The organism is Longimicrobiaceae bacterium (genome assembly GCA_035696245.1).
Taxonomy (GTDB): Bacteria; Gemmatimonadota; Gemmatimonadetes; order Longimicrobiales; family Longimicrobiaceae; genus DASRQW01.
Genome location: DASRQW010000055.1, coordinates 1 through 17,150, shown reverse-complemented (window position 1 = coordinate 17,150; position 17,150 = coordinate 1). Strand labels below are relative to the sequence as shown.

Below are 17,150 nucleotides of genomic sequence, written 5' to 3'. Positions count from 1 at the left end.
CAAAGTCCGCCTTCGCGGACTAACCCCAATGGCTTCCGCGCGCATCGGTGGATCCGGCGTGCACCGAACCCCCAACCCTCTCCCGCTTGCGGGGGAGGGTGCGAGCCTAAGCGAGCGGGAGGGGGCACCCCCGCATGAGAGCCCGCCGCCCCGCCCGCAAGCGCACGTCTTTCAAGGCCGCCCTCGGCGCCTCCGCGGTGCTGCACGGCGGCCTCGTCGCGCTGGTTCTCGCGACGGCCGGGGGCGCCGTTGCAGCGCCGAAGATGCGCATCTACAAGATCGACATCGTCTCTCCCGATGCGAATCAGCTTGGTCCGCTGCCTTCCGAGCCGCCGATGGAGTCGCCCGGCACGCCCGCGGCGGTCGATCCCGCATCCACCACGCCCGCCCCGCCTCAGCCCGATGCGTCGGCGGCACCCGCATCCGCCGCGCCTCAGCCGACAGCGCCCGCATCCGCCCCGCCCGCGGCCCCGCAGCCGAAGCCTTCCGCGCCCGCCGCCGCGCCTTCGCCGCCGCCGAGGGAACCCTCGCCCGCTCCCGCGCCTACAAGGAAGCCTGACGCGCCGCGCCCGCAGCCCGCGCCGCCGCGCGAGACGCCCGCGAGGCCCGCGTCTCCGCCCGCGAGTAAGCCGGCGGATGCGCGGCCGGCAACTCCGCCCGCGCGGCCGGGCGCGAATCCGGCCACGCGGCCTGCGACCGGAGCGACGAAGCCGGCGGGCCCGGCATCCAACGCGAACGGACGACCCGCATCTCCCGCCGCACCCGGACGGCCGGGGCTGGGGACGACGGGCACCGGCACGCGTCCCGTCCCCGCGACGGGGCCGAAGCCTGTTGCGTCGACCGCGGGCGGCGAGGGGCTGAACGTGCGCACGGCCGGCGCGGACTTCGTGGACCGCACGTACCTGGAGAACATCATCCGCCAGGTGCGCCGCTACTTCCGCCCGCCGGCCGGCTCCACGACCGACCGCGCGTCGGTGCGCTTCTGGATCGAGCGCGACGGCAGCGTGAAGGACATGCAGATCGCGGGTGGCAGCGGCAGCTACACCTTCCGCGCTGCCGCCATGGAGGCGGTGGAGACGGCGGGCCGCGACGGCGCGTTCGGGCCACTGCCCCACGCCTTCGGCGGCGACCGACTGGCCGTGACCTTCGACTTCTCGCCCCCGCGCTGACCATCCGCATCCTCCCCGACCGCCTCCCGATGCGCCTTCGCAAGCTCCCCGCGCTGCTCGCCGCCCTCGCGCTCGCCCTGCCCGCCGCCGCGCGCGCGCAGGACACCACCGGCGTGCGCCTGGGCCTCGTCTACCAGACGACGGAGTACAAGCCCGGCTTCGTGGTGCTGCCGTTCGGCGCGGACGCCGCGGCCGCGCAGCTGCGTGACGTGGTGCGCCGTGACCTGGACTTCAGCGACCGCTTCGAGGTGAAGGACGCCGACCCCGGCACGCGCCCCGGCGACCCGGTCAACGCCGCGCTCTGGAAGCAGCGCGGTGCCGACCTCGTCCTCTCCGGCACCGTCCGCCCGCGCCCCGGCGGCGTCACGGTGGACCTCGCGCTCACCGACGTCGTCTACAACCAGGTGCGCGGCAGCCGCAGCTTCGACCTGCCGGCGCCGGGCACGCGCGCCTTCCGCATGGCCGCGCACGCCGTCTCCGACGCGGCGGTGCGCTGGGCGACCGGCCAGCCCGGCTTCGCCGCCTCGCGCATTGCCTACACCGTCGCGGGGCGTGGATCGAAGGAGATCTGGCTGGTCGATTCGGACGGCGAAGGCGCGACGCGTCTCACGAGCGACGGGTCGATCGCGCTGTCGCCCGCGTGGTCGCCGGACGGCGGGCGCATCGCCTACACGTCCTTCCGTCGCGCGGGCCCGTTCCTGTATGAGCGCGACCTGGCGACCGGCGCGGACCGGCTGGTCTCCGACCGCGCGGGGCTGAACATCACCCCGTCGTATGCGCCCGACGGGCAGACGATCGCGTTCGCCACGACGGTGGGGACGGAGACGGAGGTGGCGACGTGGGCGCCCGGCCGCGGCCTCCAGCAGCAGACGCGGGGCGGGCGATACGCATCGTTCTCGCCGAGCTGGTCGCCGGACGGGCGGCGCTTCGCCTTCGTCTCGGACCGCCTGGGCGAGCCGCAGATCTACGTGATGTCGCCGGGCGGCAGCGCCTCGCTCGTCTCGGACTACGTGTACGGCCGGAAGGGCTACAGCGCGTCGCCGGACTGGTCGCCCGCCGGCGGCGAGATCGCATACCACACGCGCGTGAGCGGCAGCTTCCAGATCGTCAGCACCAAGGTGGACGGCGGCGGCACGCGCCTGCTCACCGACCACGGCCGTAACGAGGACCCGAGCTGGGCGCCCGACGGCCGCCACGTGGTCTTCGCCTCGGACCGCGACGGCGGCGGCCTTTTCGTGCTCGACACGGTGACCGGCCGCACCAGGGCGCTCGTCCGCGGCGGCGGCCTGGGGCTGCCCGCCTGGTCGCCGGTGCTGTCGCGGGTCGGGTCGTAAGGGTAGGTGCGGGCTGGGAGGAGGCCCCCTCCCCCAGCCCCTCCCCCAAAACTGCCTGGGGGAGGGGAGCTTGGTCCACGGTGGGGTGAGGTTTTCTCGGATCGCCAGATTAGAGTTGGGGCTGCGCTTCCGGCGAGCGGGGTGAGGACGATGCGGAGCGGAGGACCGGCTGGCGGTTGATGGCGGATCTGTAATCCGACCTTCCCGCTCCGGCCCAGCCGAAGAGCCGCACCCTACCGTGACCAGCTCACCGCAGACCCAAACCACCGGCCCGCATCCGAATTCTCCCCTCCCCCAGGCAGTTTGGGGGGAGGGGCCGGGGGAGGGGCCACCCTCCGCCACGAACCCCGTTTCAGCCCCGCGCCGCCGTCTCGCAGCTGAGGTCAGCAGTTACTCGAAAGATCGACCAGCGTCCGGCACCGGGCCGGAGTTTCCACACGCCAGGAGATGCCATGAAGACCCGCCACATCGCCCTGCTCGCCCTCGTCGCGCTCTCCGCTGGCGCGTGCCGCAAGAAGCACCCGGCAGACGGGCCGTCGCCCGCGAACGCTGACTCGCTCAACGCCGTGACCCGCGAGCGGGCGCGCGCCGACTCCATCGCCATGGCCGAGCGCGACCGCGTGGAGCGCGAGCGGGCGGACCGGGAGCGCACGGAGCGCGAGCGCGCCGCCACCGAGCAGCGCACCGCCGGGGCCCGCGCGGCGCTGACGGAGATGGTGTTCTTCGAGTACGACAGCGACGAGGTGTCGCCCGATGCGCAGGCGATCCTGGAGCGCAAGGCGCTGGTGATGCGCGCCAACCCCGGCATCCGCCTGCGCATCGAGGGCAACGCGGACCAGCGCGGGTCCACCGAGTACAACCTGGCGCTCGGCCAGCGGCGTGCGGAGGCGGTGCGGGCGTTCTTCGGCGGCTACGGCATCGACGTGAGCCGGTTCAGCACCCTCAGCTACGGCAAGGAACGCCCGCTGGCGGAGGGTGACGACGAGCAGGCGTTCGCCCGCAACCGCCGCGCGGAGTTCTCCATCACCGCCGGCGAGGTGACGGTCGTGCCGGAGGGCATCCGATGAGGGCGCGCGCGATCCTGTCGTTGGTGGTCCTGCCCACGCTGGGAGGCTGCCTCGCCACGCAGAGCGACGTGCGCCTGGTCCGGGGCGAGCTGGTCTCCATGCAGCAGCGCCAGGCGTCCACCGATTCGCTGATCCGCTCGCTGCAGCGGCAGATGTCGGTGACGCTGGACTCGCTGAGCAGCCAGGGCGTTCGCTCGCGCGGCGACCTGGCGAACCGGCTTCTCCAGATGGAGCGGCAGCTGGTTCAGATCCAGGAGCTGACGGGCCAGGGGCAGGCGCAGGTGGTGCAGCTCCGCGCACAGCTGGACCGGCAGACGCAGGAGCTCGCCCGCCAGCAGGCCGCCGCCGCGGACTCGTCCGGTGGCAGCGCGCCGCAGCCGGGCTCGTCGTCGTCGGCCGCGTCCGGCACGCCGGAGGAGATCTACAACGCCGCGCTGGGGGCCTACCGGCGCGGCTCGTTCGCCACGGCGCGTGCGGGATTCGAGGAGATGCTGCGCACGTCGCCGCAGAACCGCCTGGCGCCCGACGCGCAGTACTACGTGGGCGAGACGTACGCGCAGACCCGCGACCCCGGCCGCGCGCTCGACGCGTTTGACCGGGTGACCGAGCTGTACCCGACCGCGCCCAAGGCGGCGACGGCGCTCTTCCGCGCCGCGCAAATCGAGCTTGCCCGCGGCAACCGCGCCGAGGCCCGCGCGCGCTTCAATGAGGTCGTGCGCGCCTACCCCCGCGCCCCCGAGGCCACGCAGGCGCGGCAGGAGCTGGCGCGGCTGAACTGAAGGGCCCTCACCCGGCGGCCTGAGAGCCGCCACCCTCTCCCACAACCGCGTGGGAGAGGGGACGTACAGCATGCGAATCCGAGCGGGCGTAGCGGACGGATGGTTCTACGGCAGGTACGACGGGTGCGGCGGGGTTCGTGCAGAGGCGGCGCCGTCGACAACCGGCGGTTGCGGAGATGCTGCTTCGGCGATGGTCTCGATCGACGCTGAGAGGCTGCCGCACTGTAGGGGCCGACCTGCGTGTCGGACCGTGGTCGGGCTGCGATAGATTGTTCACGCGCCCGACCGTCTCTGCTGCGGAGAGATGGGCGGACACGCAGGTTCGCGTCCCACACGGGAATGGGGTTTCGCGCGTCGGCAGGGAGTACCTGGAACTCCGCTTTTCTGCTTCATCCAGATGATGATGTACGGCGGGAGACTCGCGCGGCGTGGTGCGTACGCGCGCGTGGTGCGCGAGGCTCACGCCGGGGCGGGGAGACCCCGGACGGAGGCGGGCCAGGCAGTATCGGCCCGCCGGAGGAGGAGGCTCCCCGACCCCGCGGAGGAGACCGGCGGGGGCAGTTTCCCGCCGGGCTCCGCAGCGGTCCGCCGCGATGAGCCTCATCCCTGCCCATTTCCCAAAAAAGTTCGAGAAACCGAGATAGATGCGCTGCCCGTTCTGCCACCACAGCGACGACCGCGTGGTCGACTCCCGCACCAGCCGCGAAGGCCGCGCGGTGCGGCGCCGCCGCGAGTGCCTGCGCTGCCAGCGGCGCTTCACCACGTACGAGTACATCGAGGAGCGCCCGCTCCAGGTGATCAAGCGCGACGGCGAGCCGGAGCCGTACGACCGCCGCAAGCTGCTGCGCAGCATCCAGATCGCCTGCGCCAAGCGCCCCATCAGCCCCACCGAGATCGACACGGTGGTCGAGGACATCGAGCGCGCCTTGGACCGCCGCGACGAGTCGGAGATCGAGAGCCACCGCATCGGGGAGATGGTGATGGCGCGCCTCAAGACGCGCGACCACATCGCCTACGTGCGCTTCGCCTCGGTGTACCGAAACTTTCAGGACCCCACGGAGTTCTACGAGGAGCTCAAGGACCTGGCCGAGCGCTCGGCCCAGACGGAGGTGCGCCGCTACCAGCGCGAGCTGCCCCTCCCCGGCGCCTCCCCGCAGGCCGATGCGGAGTCCGAGCCGGCGACGGACGACCTTCGGCCCGCCGATGGGAGCGAGGATGCGGACCATCCGTCGTCGTCCGTCCGATCTGCCGCCACCGGTGCGGGCAACGTTCCAGTGGATGAAACGCCGTGAACGCTTGTTTGCGCCGAACGGCCGCGCGGCGGCTGGACGGGCGGGCGCAGGGGTGGCATCTTGAACGGCTTGCCGACGCAGCACGGGCGGGAGCTTTCGCGCGGGGGAGACGCACCTGATGAGAAACAAAGGGCCGGCGACCGGCGAGATGCCGTTCTTCGACCACCTGGAGGAGCTTCGCTGGCGCCTGATCTGGAGCCTGGGGGCGGTGCTGCTGTGCACCGGCCTGGGCTTCTACCTGGTCACGCACTACGACGTGCTGGGCATCTTGGTGCGGCCCATCAAGCCGTTCCTGCACGGGACCAAGCTGAAGTACCTGAACCCGTCGGAGCCGTTCATGATCACGCTCAAGCTGTCGATCATGGCGGGCGTGCTGATGGCGTTCCCCATCGTGATCTACCAGGTGTGGGCGTTCTTCTCGCCCGCGCTGCACAAGACCGAGAAGAAGGTGATCGTCCCCAGCCTGTACCTGGGGCTGGTCCTGTTCTGCGTGGGCGTGGCGTTCTGCTACGTGGTGGTGCTGCCCATGACGCTGCGCTTCACCATGGGCTTCCAGACGGAGAGCCTGGAGCAGGCCATCGTGATCGGCGAGTACCTGGGGATGGTGCTCAACCTGCTGCTGGCCTTCGGGATCGTGTTCGAGCTGCCCATCGTGCTCATGGTGCTCTCCGCCCTGGGCATCGTGAGCCCGCGCTTCCTGGCCGAGAAGCGGCGCCACGCCATCGTGGCCATCACCGCCCTCTGCTCCATCATCACCCCCGGCGACGTGGTGACCGCCACGCTGATGATGATGGTGCCCATGATCCTGCTGTACGAGATGAGCATCTTCCTGAGCAAGGTCGTGTACCGCACCCCCGTGCCCGAGCCCGCGCTGGGGGAGGCGTAGCCGCGTGACACTCCGCCCCTTGCGCGCGCTGCTTCCCGCCGCCCTCGTCCTGGTCGCGATGGCGGCGCTCGCCGTGCCGTCCGCCGCGCAGGTGCCCAAGGTGCGCGGCTCGGTGCCGTCCACCCCCCGCGTGCCGCCCGCGGCGCAGCAGCCCCGCGCCCGCCCCGCGAACGACACCACGCCACGCGCCCCCGGCGACACGGCCCGCCGCCCGGCGGGCGACTCGGCACGCACGCGCACGTTTGCGCCGGACACGCTGTACGACGCGCTGCTCAAGCTGCCGGGCTACACGCCGGTGCAGTACCAGGGCGACAGCGCCACGTTCAGGACGGCGGACCATGCGCTGCGGCTGTACGGGAACAGCACGGTGACGCGCGAGGGCAGCGAGATCCAGGCGAAGGACTCGCTCGTCTACCGCGAGCGCAGCCGCTTCGTGGAGGCGTACGGCCAGCCCAAGGCCACGGGTGAGGGCGAGGACATCACGGCCAACGTGATGTTCTACGACCTGGAGACGCGCCGGGCCACGGCGCGGGGGGCGAGCACCAAGATCACCGAGGGCGCCACCTGGATCGTGCACGGCGACGTGACCAGCGAGGCGGCGCAGCGGGTGTACGCCACCGACGGCGTCTTCACGTCGGACGACCGCGCCACCCCGGCGTACCACTTCGAGGCGGAGAAGATCATGGTGATCAAGAACCGCATCCTGGTGGGCCGGCCGGCGGTGCTGTACTTCCGCAACGTGCCGGTGCTGGCGCTGCCCTTCATCGTGCAGGACCTGGAGAAGGGGCGCCGCAGCGGCATCCTGGTGCCGCAGTTCAGCGTGAACGACATCGTCCGCACCTCGTCGCGACGCAGCGGCGAGGGCACGGGGCGCGAGCTGAGCAACGTGGGCTACTACTGGGCGATCAACCAGTACATGGGCGCGCAGCTGGCGGCGCGCTGGCGCAGCGGCTCGTACCGCGCGCTGGCGGGCGGGCTGGAGTACAAGTGGCGCCAGCGCTTCCTGAGCGGCGGCGCCACGTTCGAGAACTTCTGGACCACCGAGGCGGGCGGCTCGCGGCGCTTCAACTTCACCACGCAGGACGCGTGGAAGCCCAGCGAGAACACCGACATCTCCGTCTCCGGCAACTACGCGTCGGACACGGGGTTCGAGCGGCGGCGCACCATCGACCCCACGCGCGCCACGCAGAACCTGGCGTCCACCGCGTCGCTCACGCACCGGTTCTCGTGGGGCAACCTGTCCACCACGGCCGAGCGGCGGCAGTCGCTGGCGAACGACAACGTGGCCAGCACGCTGCCCAGCTTCAACCTGGGGCTCAACCCCATCACGCTCTTCCAGTCCGCAGACCCGGACCACGCGCACTTCTTCAACGACGCCACGTTGTCGTTCAACGCCAACGGCAGCCGCTCCACCACGCAGCCCGGCGACGCGCTGCGCACGCGCAACCCCGGCACCAGCAACACCACGTTGGCCGCCAGCCAGTCGCTCACCTTGCACGCGCTGAGCATCGGGACGAGCGTGAACTACGGGAAGGCGGGCAACGACGCGCTCGCGGCCATCGACAGTGCCGATGCCGCGCCGGGCGTGTCGCCCCTCAGCCTGCGGGCGCTGCCGGGGCGCGACCAGGCCACGCTGCAGTGGTCCGCCACCACCAGCTACCAGATCAAGCTGATCTCGTCGACCACCATCTCGCCGTCGCTCAGCATCTCGCAGAACCTGGTGAACGTCACCGACACGGCCAGCGACACGCTGGTGCTGCGCGATCCTAACCGGAGCCGCGCCTTCGGGCGCTTCGTGTCGGCGCCAATGCGGGCCAACTTCGGGGCGGCCATCAACACGGACCTGTACGGCTTCTTCCCCGGCTTCGGGCCGTATACTGCCATCCGGCACCACGTGCACCCCACCATCAGCTACTCGTACGTGCCGGGCTTCAGGTCCGACACGGTGCAGGCGCTGGCGTTCGGGCCCGAGGCCAGCCGCACGCAGAACCAGTTCACGCTGGGCCTGGAACAGACGTTCGAGGCCAAGGTGCGCACGCCCAAGGTGCAGCACACCGACTCCGCCGGGGCCGACAGCGCGCGCGCCGCGGGGCAGGAGCAGGGGCCGCCGCCCGACGCGCGCAAGGTGACCATGCTGGCCATCAGCACCTCGTCGCTGCTGTACAGCTTCGTGCCGCAGCCGCGCACGGCGTTCGACATCAGCGGCCGGCGCTTCCAGACGCCCGACATCACCAACACCGTGCGGTCGGACTACCTGGGCGGCCTCAACTTCACGGTGGCGCACAGCCTCTTCCGCGACGTCCTCGGCACGAGCGGCAGCTCCGCCATCCCCGCCAGCAGCCGGTTCCGCGGCATCGTGGGCGACTCGGGGCGCATCGTGGGGCACCAGTTCGACCCGTTCCTCACCTCGCTGAGCACCACGTTCTCGCTGGGGCAGAACTCCGCGCTCTTCCGCTTCCTGGGCCTCACCCGCGGTCCCAACGACACCGGCCGCTCCGGCGAGCGCGCCGCCACGCCCGACACGGTGCGCCAGCAGCCGCTGAACCCGCTGGGCTCCGGCGGCGCCACGGCCAACCGGCAGGAGACGGGGCGCGGGCCGTGGACCATGTCGGTGCGCTACTCGCTGTCGCGCCTGCGGCCGGCGGCCAGCGACTCGCTGCGGCGCGGTATCTCGAGCGGAAACCAGGACCTGAGCGGCAACATGTCGTTCTACCCCACGGCCAACTGGGGCGTGAACTGGACGACCAGCTACTCGCTCACCGACGGGCGCTTCACGCAGCACTCGCTCAACTTCACGCGCAACCTGTACCGGTGGCAGGCGAACTTCGACTTCTTCCGCACCGCCACGGGCAACACGGCGTTCGCGTTCCGCGTGCACCTGGTGGACCTGCCGGACCTGAAGTTCGACTACCACGAGCAGAACGTGGGCATCGACCGCCCCACCACGCCTTGAGCTGATCCGGCGACCTGCATCGGCGGAGAACGACCTGTATCGAGGGAGAGCGGAGGGTCGCTGATCGCCGATGGGCTGGTTGCTGCGGAAGGTCGAGACGGCGGGTCCGGACGCGTCGGACCGCTCCGGAGCCGGGCGGCCGGCACCTCTGAACTGCGGTGCCTGCCGCCCGTCTCCTCCGCGGGGGCGGCGAGCCTCCTCCTCCGGCGGGCGATACGGCCTGCCCGCCTCCGTCCGGGGTCTCCCCGCCCGCGGAGCAAGCCCGGCAAACCGCCGCCGGTCTTGCTCCGCTTCTGCTTTTTTATGGGTACTGCGAACGGCTCTCCGCCCGGCCTTCAGCGCGTCTCCGGAAGCGCTCCCGCCGCCTCGCCCGGCGGCTGAGCCCGTGGCAAAAACCGCGCGAAGGCCGCCTGCGCGGCCTGCATCCGCACCATCATCCCCGGCCGATCCTCCCCAAGCCGGAAGCCACCCGGCCATCCCGCGTCCGAGCCGATCTCGCGACCCGCCCCCCCGCAGCGCGCAGCGCGAGTCCGCCACCGCGCCAGCAGCGAGGAGCCGAACTCGACCCATACCAAGCCGCAGCAGCGCCAATGGCGTGCCTTCCCCCGCTTGCGGGGGACGGCAGGCGAGTTTTACGAGCCGGGTGAGGGCCGTCCCACCCAAGTGACACCCGTTCATCCCCTCCCTCGGACAACGGCTGGCAAGCCGTTCATCTCACGGAAAACCTAAGCGGTTGCGCTGCATCTCCTTCGGCCGCCAAGTGTACGATGGGGTCTACCGGAACGCGGGTTGCCCTTCTTCGCATGGCACGAACGCGCTCCGCGTATCCGCACCTCGCCAGGAAACTCCCATGCGCACCGCAATCCGATCCGCGCTCATCATCACCGCCGCGGCGCTGTCGCTCGGCGCCTGCGACAACACCAACGTATTCGTGGGCGGCGGTGGCGGCCGCCCCGATGCTCCCCGCGACCTCACCGCAACCGCGGGGTGGGTTCTGGAGGGCTTCAACGGCGGCTCCGCCCTGGGCCATCCCGTGGTGAACCTGGAATGGCTGCCGCCGCTGTCGTGGAACCGCGAGGTCTTCCGCATCTACGGCAGGCGGGGCGGCTCCTCTTCGTACACGCTCCTCGCCACCGTCACCTCGTGCACGGTGGACGGGTGCGCGTATGCCGACCGCAACGTGAGCGCGGGCCAGACGTACGACTACTACGTGGCCACGTACGACCAGGCGTCCGGCATCGAGACGGCCACCGACTTCAGCGAGACGGCGGCCGTGCCCACCGCCACCCGCCCCGCCGCTCCGGTCGCCGACTCGGTGATCGGGCTGGACCACGCGGCGTACATCCGCTGGCATGCGAACGGCTCCACCGGCGCCTTGTGGAAGTACCTCGTCTACCTCACGCACGTGGGCACGCAGGCGTCGCTCTACCAGGCGGGCGAGACGGACGGCACGGCATACCTGGACTCGCGCGTGGAGAACGGCAGCGCATACGGCTACCGCGTCGCCGCGATGGACACGTTCGGCCGGGTGAGCGACCTGAGCGCGGAGATCACCGGCGTCGCGCGGCCGGACGCGCACGGCGAGCTGCTTTACGCCTTCGGCGACAGCGCGGCGGCCAGCGGCTTCCGCTTCGTCTCGTCCGAGGCGAGCCTGCCCATCGTGGCCGGCGGCTCGACGCAGGCGCAGTGGCGGCTGGAATCGGACGCGGCGGGCTGGCGCATCGTTCCCCTCAACGGCACGCGGGTGCTGGAGTATCCGGGACGCACCACATCCCTCGTCTGCGGCCCCGCGGCGGATGCAACCTGCCGCGCCGTGACGCGCGCCCCGGCCACCGGCTACACGACGGCGGCGATCCCGGTCAACTCCGAGTTCAGCTACGTGTTCGCCGTCACCGGCAGCGACGCCCGGACGCACTACGGCGTGGCGCGCGTGCAGCTCCTGGGCAGCGACGGCCGCGGCCACCGGCTGATGATCTTCGACTGGGCGTACCAGCTCCTGGCGGATGAGCCGCGCCTGGATCGCACTCCCGCGCACTGAGCGCATCGCCCCGATTTGAGGGCTCCGCCCATGGAGGCGGGACCCGCACCCCATCCACCGACACTCATCGGGTATTCTCATGCGACACATACATCTGATCGCGCCGGCGCTGCTGGCGCTCGCGGCGGGCTGTGCGGGCTCGCGAATGGTGGTTCCGGGGGCGCTCGCCCCCGTGCCGGACATGGAGGTCCACGGCGCGCAGGGGTGGATGCCGGGCCACGCGCTGCGCTTCGGTGGCTATGCCGTGCGCGACCTGCACCGCGGTTCCCGCGCGCACGAGGGCGAGGGCTTGGGCGGCTGGGTGTCCGCCGCGATCCGCAACGACCGCTCGCGTCTGCGCCAGACGGAGACGTTCCGCTTCCGCTTCGCCGAGGGGGAGGTGGACGGGCGGGCCGAGTGCGAGCAGAGTGCCGCGCTCAGCCACTCCAAGGTGCCGGTGCTGGGCAGCGTCCTGTACGACCCCGAGGCGTCGCTGGGCTGCGCCTTCACGCCGGCCGGAGCGTCCGCGGCGGCGTGGCGCCTGGACATGAGCGACCACGACGGGCGCGGGCTCACCGGCATTCTAGGCAGCGAGGGCGTGAGGTTCCAGGTAGCACGCTCGGACCGGCTGTCCGACACGCGCTGGCGCACGGGCGAGGCGGTCGGCTTCGTCTTTCTCGAGGACGGCCACCCCGTGGGCTCGGTCGACGTCGTGAACGGCGGGCGCGTCCGCATCGACCCGGGGCTGCCGCAGGAGCAGCGGTTCGCGCTCGCCGCCGCGTCCGCCGCCATCCTCCTCCGCACCGACCTCGCGACATCGGTCGAGGACGAAGCCTGAACGCACGAATGGCAGGGGTTCGTCTTCAGCAGCGGTGAATTCTCGCACCGCCGGTGGCGCCCTTCGCGCCACCGGCGGCCCGTTTCGTTACCGATTGCTTGAAGCGGGGCGCGAATGGGCGAACTATGTCCGCGCAAGACACGGAGGTGAGTGCCGCCTCCGCGGCCTTGTGAAGCGGACAACCGCCGGCGCATCGCCCAAACGGGTGAGCACCATCTCCGTCCCCGAGCCCCACCCGCACATGCACACCGCCAGGAAGTTCCTCGCCGCCGCCGCGCTGCTGCTCACCGCCTGCAGCGACGCCGCCACCCCTCTCACCCCCGCCATCCCGGGCAGCCAGCCAGCCCACCGCACCATCGTCACCTCGCCGGTTCCGGTCTGGAAGATCTATCGTTACAACAACCTCACTCCCATGGACACCGTGACATGGGTACCGTCGCGGGGAGCGCTCACCGACACCGTCGTGAAGCGGAGTTACATGAGCGTGCAGGCGGCCCTTCGCCCCTATTCCCTGGACTGCACGGGCGGGGTGTACACCCGGTCCGACAACACGGACTACCGTATCGCGTGCACGGGCGGTACGGGCTGGAACGGCACGACGGTCTACAACTTCCAGAGCGGCAACATCTCCACCTTCCCTGTGTACCAGGGTACGCCCGGGACCGGTTACGGGCTTGACTCCGTGGCCCTCCACTACACTTCGACGTACATCCCCCCGGTGCACGCGGACGGCATCTCGGGACACACGAACGTGTACTCGGCAGGGACGGAGACCTACACGGCTCAGGTCTCCGGTGGTGACGTGAAGAGCTACGTGTGGGAGATGCTCCCGGCCGGGAGCAGCACGTGGCAGAACCTGGGCGTGAACTCGCAGACGCTGACCCAGACGTTCACGGCGGGGGGCAGCTACTCCAACCGGCAGTACCGCTACACGGTGTCGAGCCTGGGCAAGTCTTCCACGTCCTCACCGATCAGCGTGACGGTGGCGAATCCGCTCTACACGCAGCCGTCGGTATCGATCATGGGCCCGATGGACATCACGACCCTGGGCACGAACACGTGGGTTGCCGCCACCACGGGCGGGAACGGGACCTACACGTACGAGTGGTACATCTCGTACGCGGACCACGGCGGCGTGTGGTACACTCTCCCCGAAACGGGCGGGACCCTGTCGCTCGACATCGACGCGCAGACGCCCAACTTCCAGCTCGAGGTGGTGGTGCATTCCGGCAACCTCGGAGACGTCAACTTCACCGCGGTGACCAACTCTGCCGGATGCGGCGGCAACGACTTCTGCTGACGCAGGCACGGCCGTTCGCATGAGATGCCGTCGTGCGGGTAGCTGAAACGTCGGTAGATGAAGGGGCGTCCGCTTTCGGCGGGCGCCCCTTCTCGCGTATCCTTCCCGGCGAATCGACCTGGCGGCGGACCGCATTCGCCGCCCTCGCATCTTCATCAACATCTGCATCTTTGCCGATGAGCTCACCCGTTCAACCTCGCCGCCGCCGGATCGACCCGGAGATGCTGGTCGCCGCGGCGGCCGTGCTCATCAGCCTCTCGGCCCTCGTCGTGTCGCTCGTGGAGGTGAGGATCATGCGCGAGCAGCAGCACATGTCGGTGTGGCCGCGCCTGGCCCCGTCGGTGAGCAACGCGGGCTCGTTCGCCTTCCGCATCCGCAACCAGGGCATCGGCCCCGCGCAGGTGGAGACGGTGGTGCTCACGGTAGATGGAAAGCCGCAGGCGCGCTGGAGCACCGTGGCGCGGGCGCTGATCGGGCCGCGCGAGGCGGGGTTCGACTACGGCTCGGCGTACTCGTTCAGCACCGTGGGCGGCCAGGTGCTGCTGCCGGGCGAGTCGATCACGGCGCTCACCATCTCCGGCCATCCCGCGGCGGACTCCGCCTCGGTCCGCAGCGCGCGGATGGGCGTGGACATCTGCTACTGCTCCATCTACCGCGACTGCTGGCGCGTGATCGACCCGCACGTGGGCGGCAGCGGCGCCAGCACGCAGCGCACGGAGCCCGCGAAGTCGTGCGAGGTGCCGGAGGGCGAGCGCTTTCAGATGTGACGAGGGCGCCGCTGCGGTTGTCCCGCCTGCCGCCGCTTTCTATCTTCCCGCTCCCCCAATCGCGGAGCGAAGATGCGGCAGCGGATCGAGATCGACGGCGACGGCCTGACCCTGGAGCAGATCGAGCACGTGGCTCGTGGCGACGGCGCCGAGGTGGCGTTCGCCGCGGGCACCGTCGAGCGGATGCGCCGCTCCCGCGCCGTGGTCGAGGCCGCGGTCGCGTCTGGCGGCATCGTCTACGGCGTCACGACGGGCTTTGGCCGCCTCAGTGACGTGGCGATCGCGCACGACCGGCTGGAGGAGCTGCAGATCAACCTGATTCGCAGCCACGCGTGCGGGGTCGGCACGCCGCTGCCCCGGCACGAGTCGCGCGCGATCACGCTGCTGCGCGCGAACGTGCTCGCGAAGGGCTTCTCCGGCATCCGCCCGGAGGTCGTGGCGCTGCTGCTGGAGTTGCTGAACCGCGGCGTCACCCCCGTGATCCCCGAGCAGGGCTCGGTGGGCGCGTCGGGCGACCTCGCCCCGCTGTCGCACCTCGCGCTCGTCCTGGTCGGCGAGGGCCGCGCGGAGGTGGGCGGCGAGGTGATGCCGGGGATCGACGCGCTGCGCCGCGTAGGTCTCGAACCCGTGCGGCTGCAGGCGAAGGAGGGCCTGGCGCTCAACAACGGCACGCAGGCGATGACGGGCATCGGCGCCCTCGCGCTCCTTGGCGCCGAGCGCGTCGTCGAATCTGCCGACGTGGCCGGAGCGATGGCGCTGGAGGGGCTTCTCGGGACGCCGATGGCCTTCCACCCCGCCATCCACCGCGCCCGGCCGCACCCCGGCCAGCTCGCCAGCGCCTCGCGGCTCCGCGCCCTGCTCGCCGGCAGCGAGATCCGCGAGTCGCACCGCGAGGGCGACCCGCGCGTGCAGGACGCCTACTCGCTGCGCTGCATGCCGCAGGTGCACGGGGCCGCGCGCAACGCCTTCGGCTACGTGCGCTCGGTGCTGGAGACTGAGGCGAACAGCGCCACCGACAACCCGCTCATCTTCCCGGACGAGGGCGAGGGCGGGCTGGTGGTGAGCGGCGGCAACTTCCACGGGCAACCCATCGCACAGGTGCTGGACCTGCTCGCCATCGCGCTGGCCGACATGTCCAGCATCTCCGAGCGCCGCGTGGAGCGCCTGGTCAATCCCGACCTCTCCGAGCGCCTCCCTGCCTTCCTCACCGCCGACCCCGGCCTCTGCTCGGGGATGATGATCGCGCAGATCACAGCGGCGGCGCTCACGAACGAGAACAAGACGCTTGCGCACCCGGCCAGCGTGGATTCCATCCCCACCGGCGCCAACAAGGAAGACCACGTGTCGATGGGAATGACGTCGGCGCTCAAGCTTCGCCGCGTGCTCCAGAACACCGAGGCGGTCCTCGGCATCGAGCTGATGTGCGCCGCCCAGGCCCTCGAGTTCCGCAAGCCGCTGCGCCCCGGCGCCGGCGTGCAGCGCGCCTACGACCTGGTCCGCGAGCGCATCTCCCCCCTCACCGCCGACCGCGACCTCTCCGGCGACATCGCCGCCGCCGCCGGCCTCATCCGCTCCGGCGCCCTCGCCACCCTCTGGCGCGACCTGCCGGCCTTGGACACACTTTAGCGGGGCGTTCTGTCCGATGAGGCGCTCTGGCGTATGCGTCCGCAAGACCCTGAATGGTTCGCTCCTGTTCAGGGGCCAAGAGGGACACAATCCTATTGGGTGGGTCTCCAGTTCATCGAGGGCAGCCCAACCTCGCTATGGAAATAGCTTTACCCGCGGGCGGAAGTGAGCAACTGATTGTAGGGATGAGGTTTATCCTTCAGCGAGGCATCTGCCCTGTCTCACTTTGGGATTGTGCGTCAGAAGCAAGTTCTGCGCATGTTCGCGGTCTACCATCATGCGCGTCTTCGGTTTTCACATCACGCAGTCTCTTGCGGGCCGTTCTCCGACGTACGGATGCAGAATCACTGCGCAAAGCCAAAGCAGGGAACGGCCGCCATCGCCGTCCCCTGCTTTGTTCTGAATCCGATCAAATCGAACCAGCCGACAATCGAGGCTCGGATGCCCCTCGATTGCCGTCTATTCCGCGCTTCGCTCAGCTTCCCGCGGGTTGGCCGTTGAGCGAGCGCACGAGGTCGGCGGCCAGGGTGTCGGCGCTTTCCTCGCTGTCGGCCAGGGCGGCCGCGGTCTGCGCGAGGCCCTTGCGTGCGCGGGCCGCGTCCAGGACCGACTCGGCGGTGAGGAGGATCTTGGCCTGCTCGCGCTGGGTGGCGATCTGGCGGGCGGCCTCGGCGGCGCGCTCGGCGCGGGTCCACTCCTGGAGGCTCATGGCGCCGTGGCCCAGGTCCAGCAGCGCACTGGCGGCGCCGGCCTGCGTCTCCGGCTCGTGCGCCAGGCTCCACGCCTCTTCCCACGCCTGCTCGAACGCGGTGCGGTCGCCCGCGCCGCCGGCCGCGCGCGCAAGGTTCGCCTGCGCGACCATGCGATCGTTGAGCGTGCCCATGTGCGGCGCGATGGCCTGGAACACCGCGAGCGCCGGGGCGAACAGGCCGCGCGTGACCCAGAAGTACGCGAGGTCGTTCGCCAGCGCCTGGAGCCGCCGGTGCGCCGGGCCGTACGCGCGGAACGCCGCGCGGGCCAGGTCCTGCGCCTCGGTGGTCTGACCCGTCTCTACCGCGATGCCGAACAGGTCGTGGAGCGCGCGGCCCTGGATGTCGCGCATGCCGTGGCGCCGCGCCGCGC

At 71.0% G+C, this 17,150-nt stretch carries 13 protein-coding genes; 12 read left to right on the top strand and 1 reads right to left on the bottom strand.

Annotation, left to right across the window (positions count from 1 at the left end):
* Window positions 1–134: 134 nt before the first annotated feature.
* The 12 genes from VFE05_02595 (at window position 135) to hutH (ending at window position 16,028) form a co-directional block, all read left to right on the top strand.
* A complete protein-coding gene (locus VFE05_02595) occupies window positions 135–1,169 on the top strand; it encodes a TonB family protein (GenBank protein HET6228937.1) in 1,035 nt (344 codons plus the stop codon).
* Between the two features lie 29 nt (window positions 1,170–1,198).
* A complete protein-coding gene (locus VFE05_02590) occupies window positions 1,199–2,503 on the top strand; it encodes a hypothetical protein (protein HET6228936.1) in 1,305 nt (434 codons plus the stop codon).
* A 452-nt stretch (window positions 2,504–2,955) separates the two neighbouring features.
* The gene (locus VFE05_02585; GenBank protein ID HET6228935.1) at window positions 2,956–3,570 is read left to right on the top strand and encodes an OmpA family protein; all 615 of its coding nucleotides are present in this window, start codon (window positions 2,956–2,958) and stop codon (window positions 3,568–3,570) included.
* The gene (gene ybgF, locus VFE05_02580; GenBank protein ID HET6228934.1) at window positions 3,567–4,349 is read left to right on the top strand and encodes a tol-pal system protein YbgF; all 783 of its coding nucleotides are present in this window, start codon (window positions 3,567–3,569) and stop codon (window positions 4,347–4,349) included. Before VFE05_02585 ends, ybgF begins: the two co-directional genes overlap by 4 nt.
* A 644-nt stretch (window positions 4,350–4,993) precedes the next feature.
* Window positions 4,994–5,641, top strand: a complete 648-nt coding sequence (gene nrdR, locus VFE05_02575; protein ID HET6228933.1) for a transcriptional regulator NrdR — start codon at window positions 4,994–4,996, stop codon at window positions 5,639–5,641.
* Between the two features lie 118 nt (window positions 5,642–5,759).
* Window positions 5,760–6,527, top strand: a complete 768-nt coding sequence (tatC, locus tag VFE05_02570) for a twin-arginine translocase subunit TatC (protein HET6228932.1) — start codon at window positions 5,760–5,762, stop codon at window positions 6,525–6,527.
* A gap of 4 nt (window positions 6,528–6,531) precedes the next feature.
* Window positions 6,532–9,480, top strand: coding sequence for a putative LPS assembly protein LptD (locus VFE05_02565; GenBank protein HET6228931.1), 2,949 nt, complete (start codon window positions 6,532–6,534; stop codon window positions 9,478–9,480).
* A gap of 850 nt (window positions 9,481–10,330) precedes the next feature.
* The gene (locus VFE05_02560) at window positions 10,331–11,518 is read left to right on the top strand and encodes a hypothetical protein (GenBank protein ID HET6228930.1); all 1,188 of its coding nucleotides are present in this window, start codon (window positions 10,331–10,333) and stop codon (window positions 11,516–11,518) included.
* A gap of 79 nt (window positions 11,519–11,597) precedes the next feature.
* The gene (locus VFE05_02555; protein ID HET6228929.1) at window positions 11,598–12,335 is read left to right on the top strand and encodes a hypothetical protein; all 738 of its coding nucleotides are present in this window, start codon (window positions 11,598–11,600) and stop codon (window positions 12,333–12,335) included.
* 205 nt (window positions 12,336–12,540) lie between these two features.
* On the top strand, window positions 12,541–13,635 hold the full coding sequence (locus VFE05_02550; protein ID HET6228928.1) for a hypothetical protein: 1,095 nt from the start codon (window positions 12,541–12,543) through the stop codon (window positions 13,633–13,635).
* A gap of 176 nt (window positions 13,636–13,811) precedes the next feature.
* Window positions 13,812–14,402: a hypothetical protein gene (locus tag VFE05_02545; GenBank protein ID HET6228927.1), complete on the top strand. Its 591-nt coding sequence runs from the start codon at window positions 13,812–13,814 to the stop codon at window positions 14,400–14,402.
* A gap of 72 nt (window positions 14,403–14,474) precedes the next feature.
* Window positions 14,475–16,028, top strand: coding sequence for a histidine ammonia-lyase (gene hutH, locus VFE05_02540; protein HET6228926.1), 1,554 nt, complete (start codon window positions 14,475–14,477; stop codon window positions 16,026–16,028).
* A 475-nt stretch (window positions 16,029–16,503) separates the two neighbouring features.
* On the opposite strand, the gene VFE05_02535 is transcribed toward hutH, so the two are convergent.
* A partial coding sequence (locus VFE05_02535) for a hypothetical protein (protein HET6228925.1) occupies window positions 16,504–17,150 on the bottom strand: 647 nt, incomplete at its 5' end.

Coding starts and splice junctions, on each gene's coding strand:
- hutH (HET6228926.1), top strand. CDS start 14,475: ATGCGGCAGCGGATCGAGATCGACGGCGACGGCCTGACCCTGGAGCAG.
- nrdR (HET6228933.1), top strand. CDS start 4,994: ATGCGCTGCCCGTTCTGCCACCACAGCGACGACCGCGTGGTCGACTCC.
- ybgF (HET6228934.1), top strand. CDS start 3,567: ATGAGGGCGCGCGCGATCCTGTCGTTGGTGGTCCTGCCCACGCTGGGA.
- VFE05_02560 (HET6228930.1), top strand. CDS start 10,331: ATGCGCACCGCAATCCGATCCGCGCTCATCATCACCGCCGCGGCGCTG.
- VFE05_02590 (HET6228936.1), top strand. CDS start 1,199: ATGCGCCTTCGCAAGCTCCCCGCGCTGCTCGCCGCCCTCGCGCTCGCC.
- VFE05_02545 (HET6228927.1), top strand. CDS start 13,812: ATGAGCTCACCCGTTCAACCTCGCCGCCGCCGGATCGACCCGGAGATG.
- VFE05_02595 (HET6228937.1), top strand. CDS start 135: ATGAGAGCCCGCCGCCCCGCCCGCAAGCGCACGTCTTTCAAGGCCGCC.
- tatC (HET6228932.1), top strand. CDS start 5,760: ATGAGAAACAAAGGGCCGGCGACCGGCGAGATGCCGTTCTTCGACCAC.
- VFE05_02585 (HET6228935.1), top strand. CDS start 2,956: ATGAAGACCCGCCACATCGCCCTGCTCGCCCTCGTCGCGCTCTCCGCT.
- VFE05_02555 (HET6228929.1), top strand. CDS start 11,598: ATGCGACACATACATCTGATCGCGCCGGCGCTGCTGGCGCTCGCGGCG.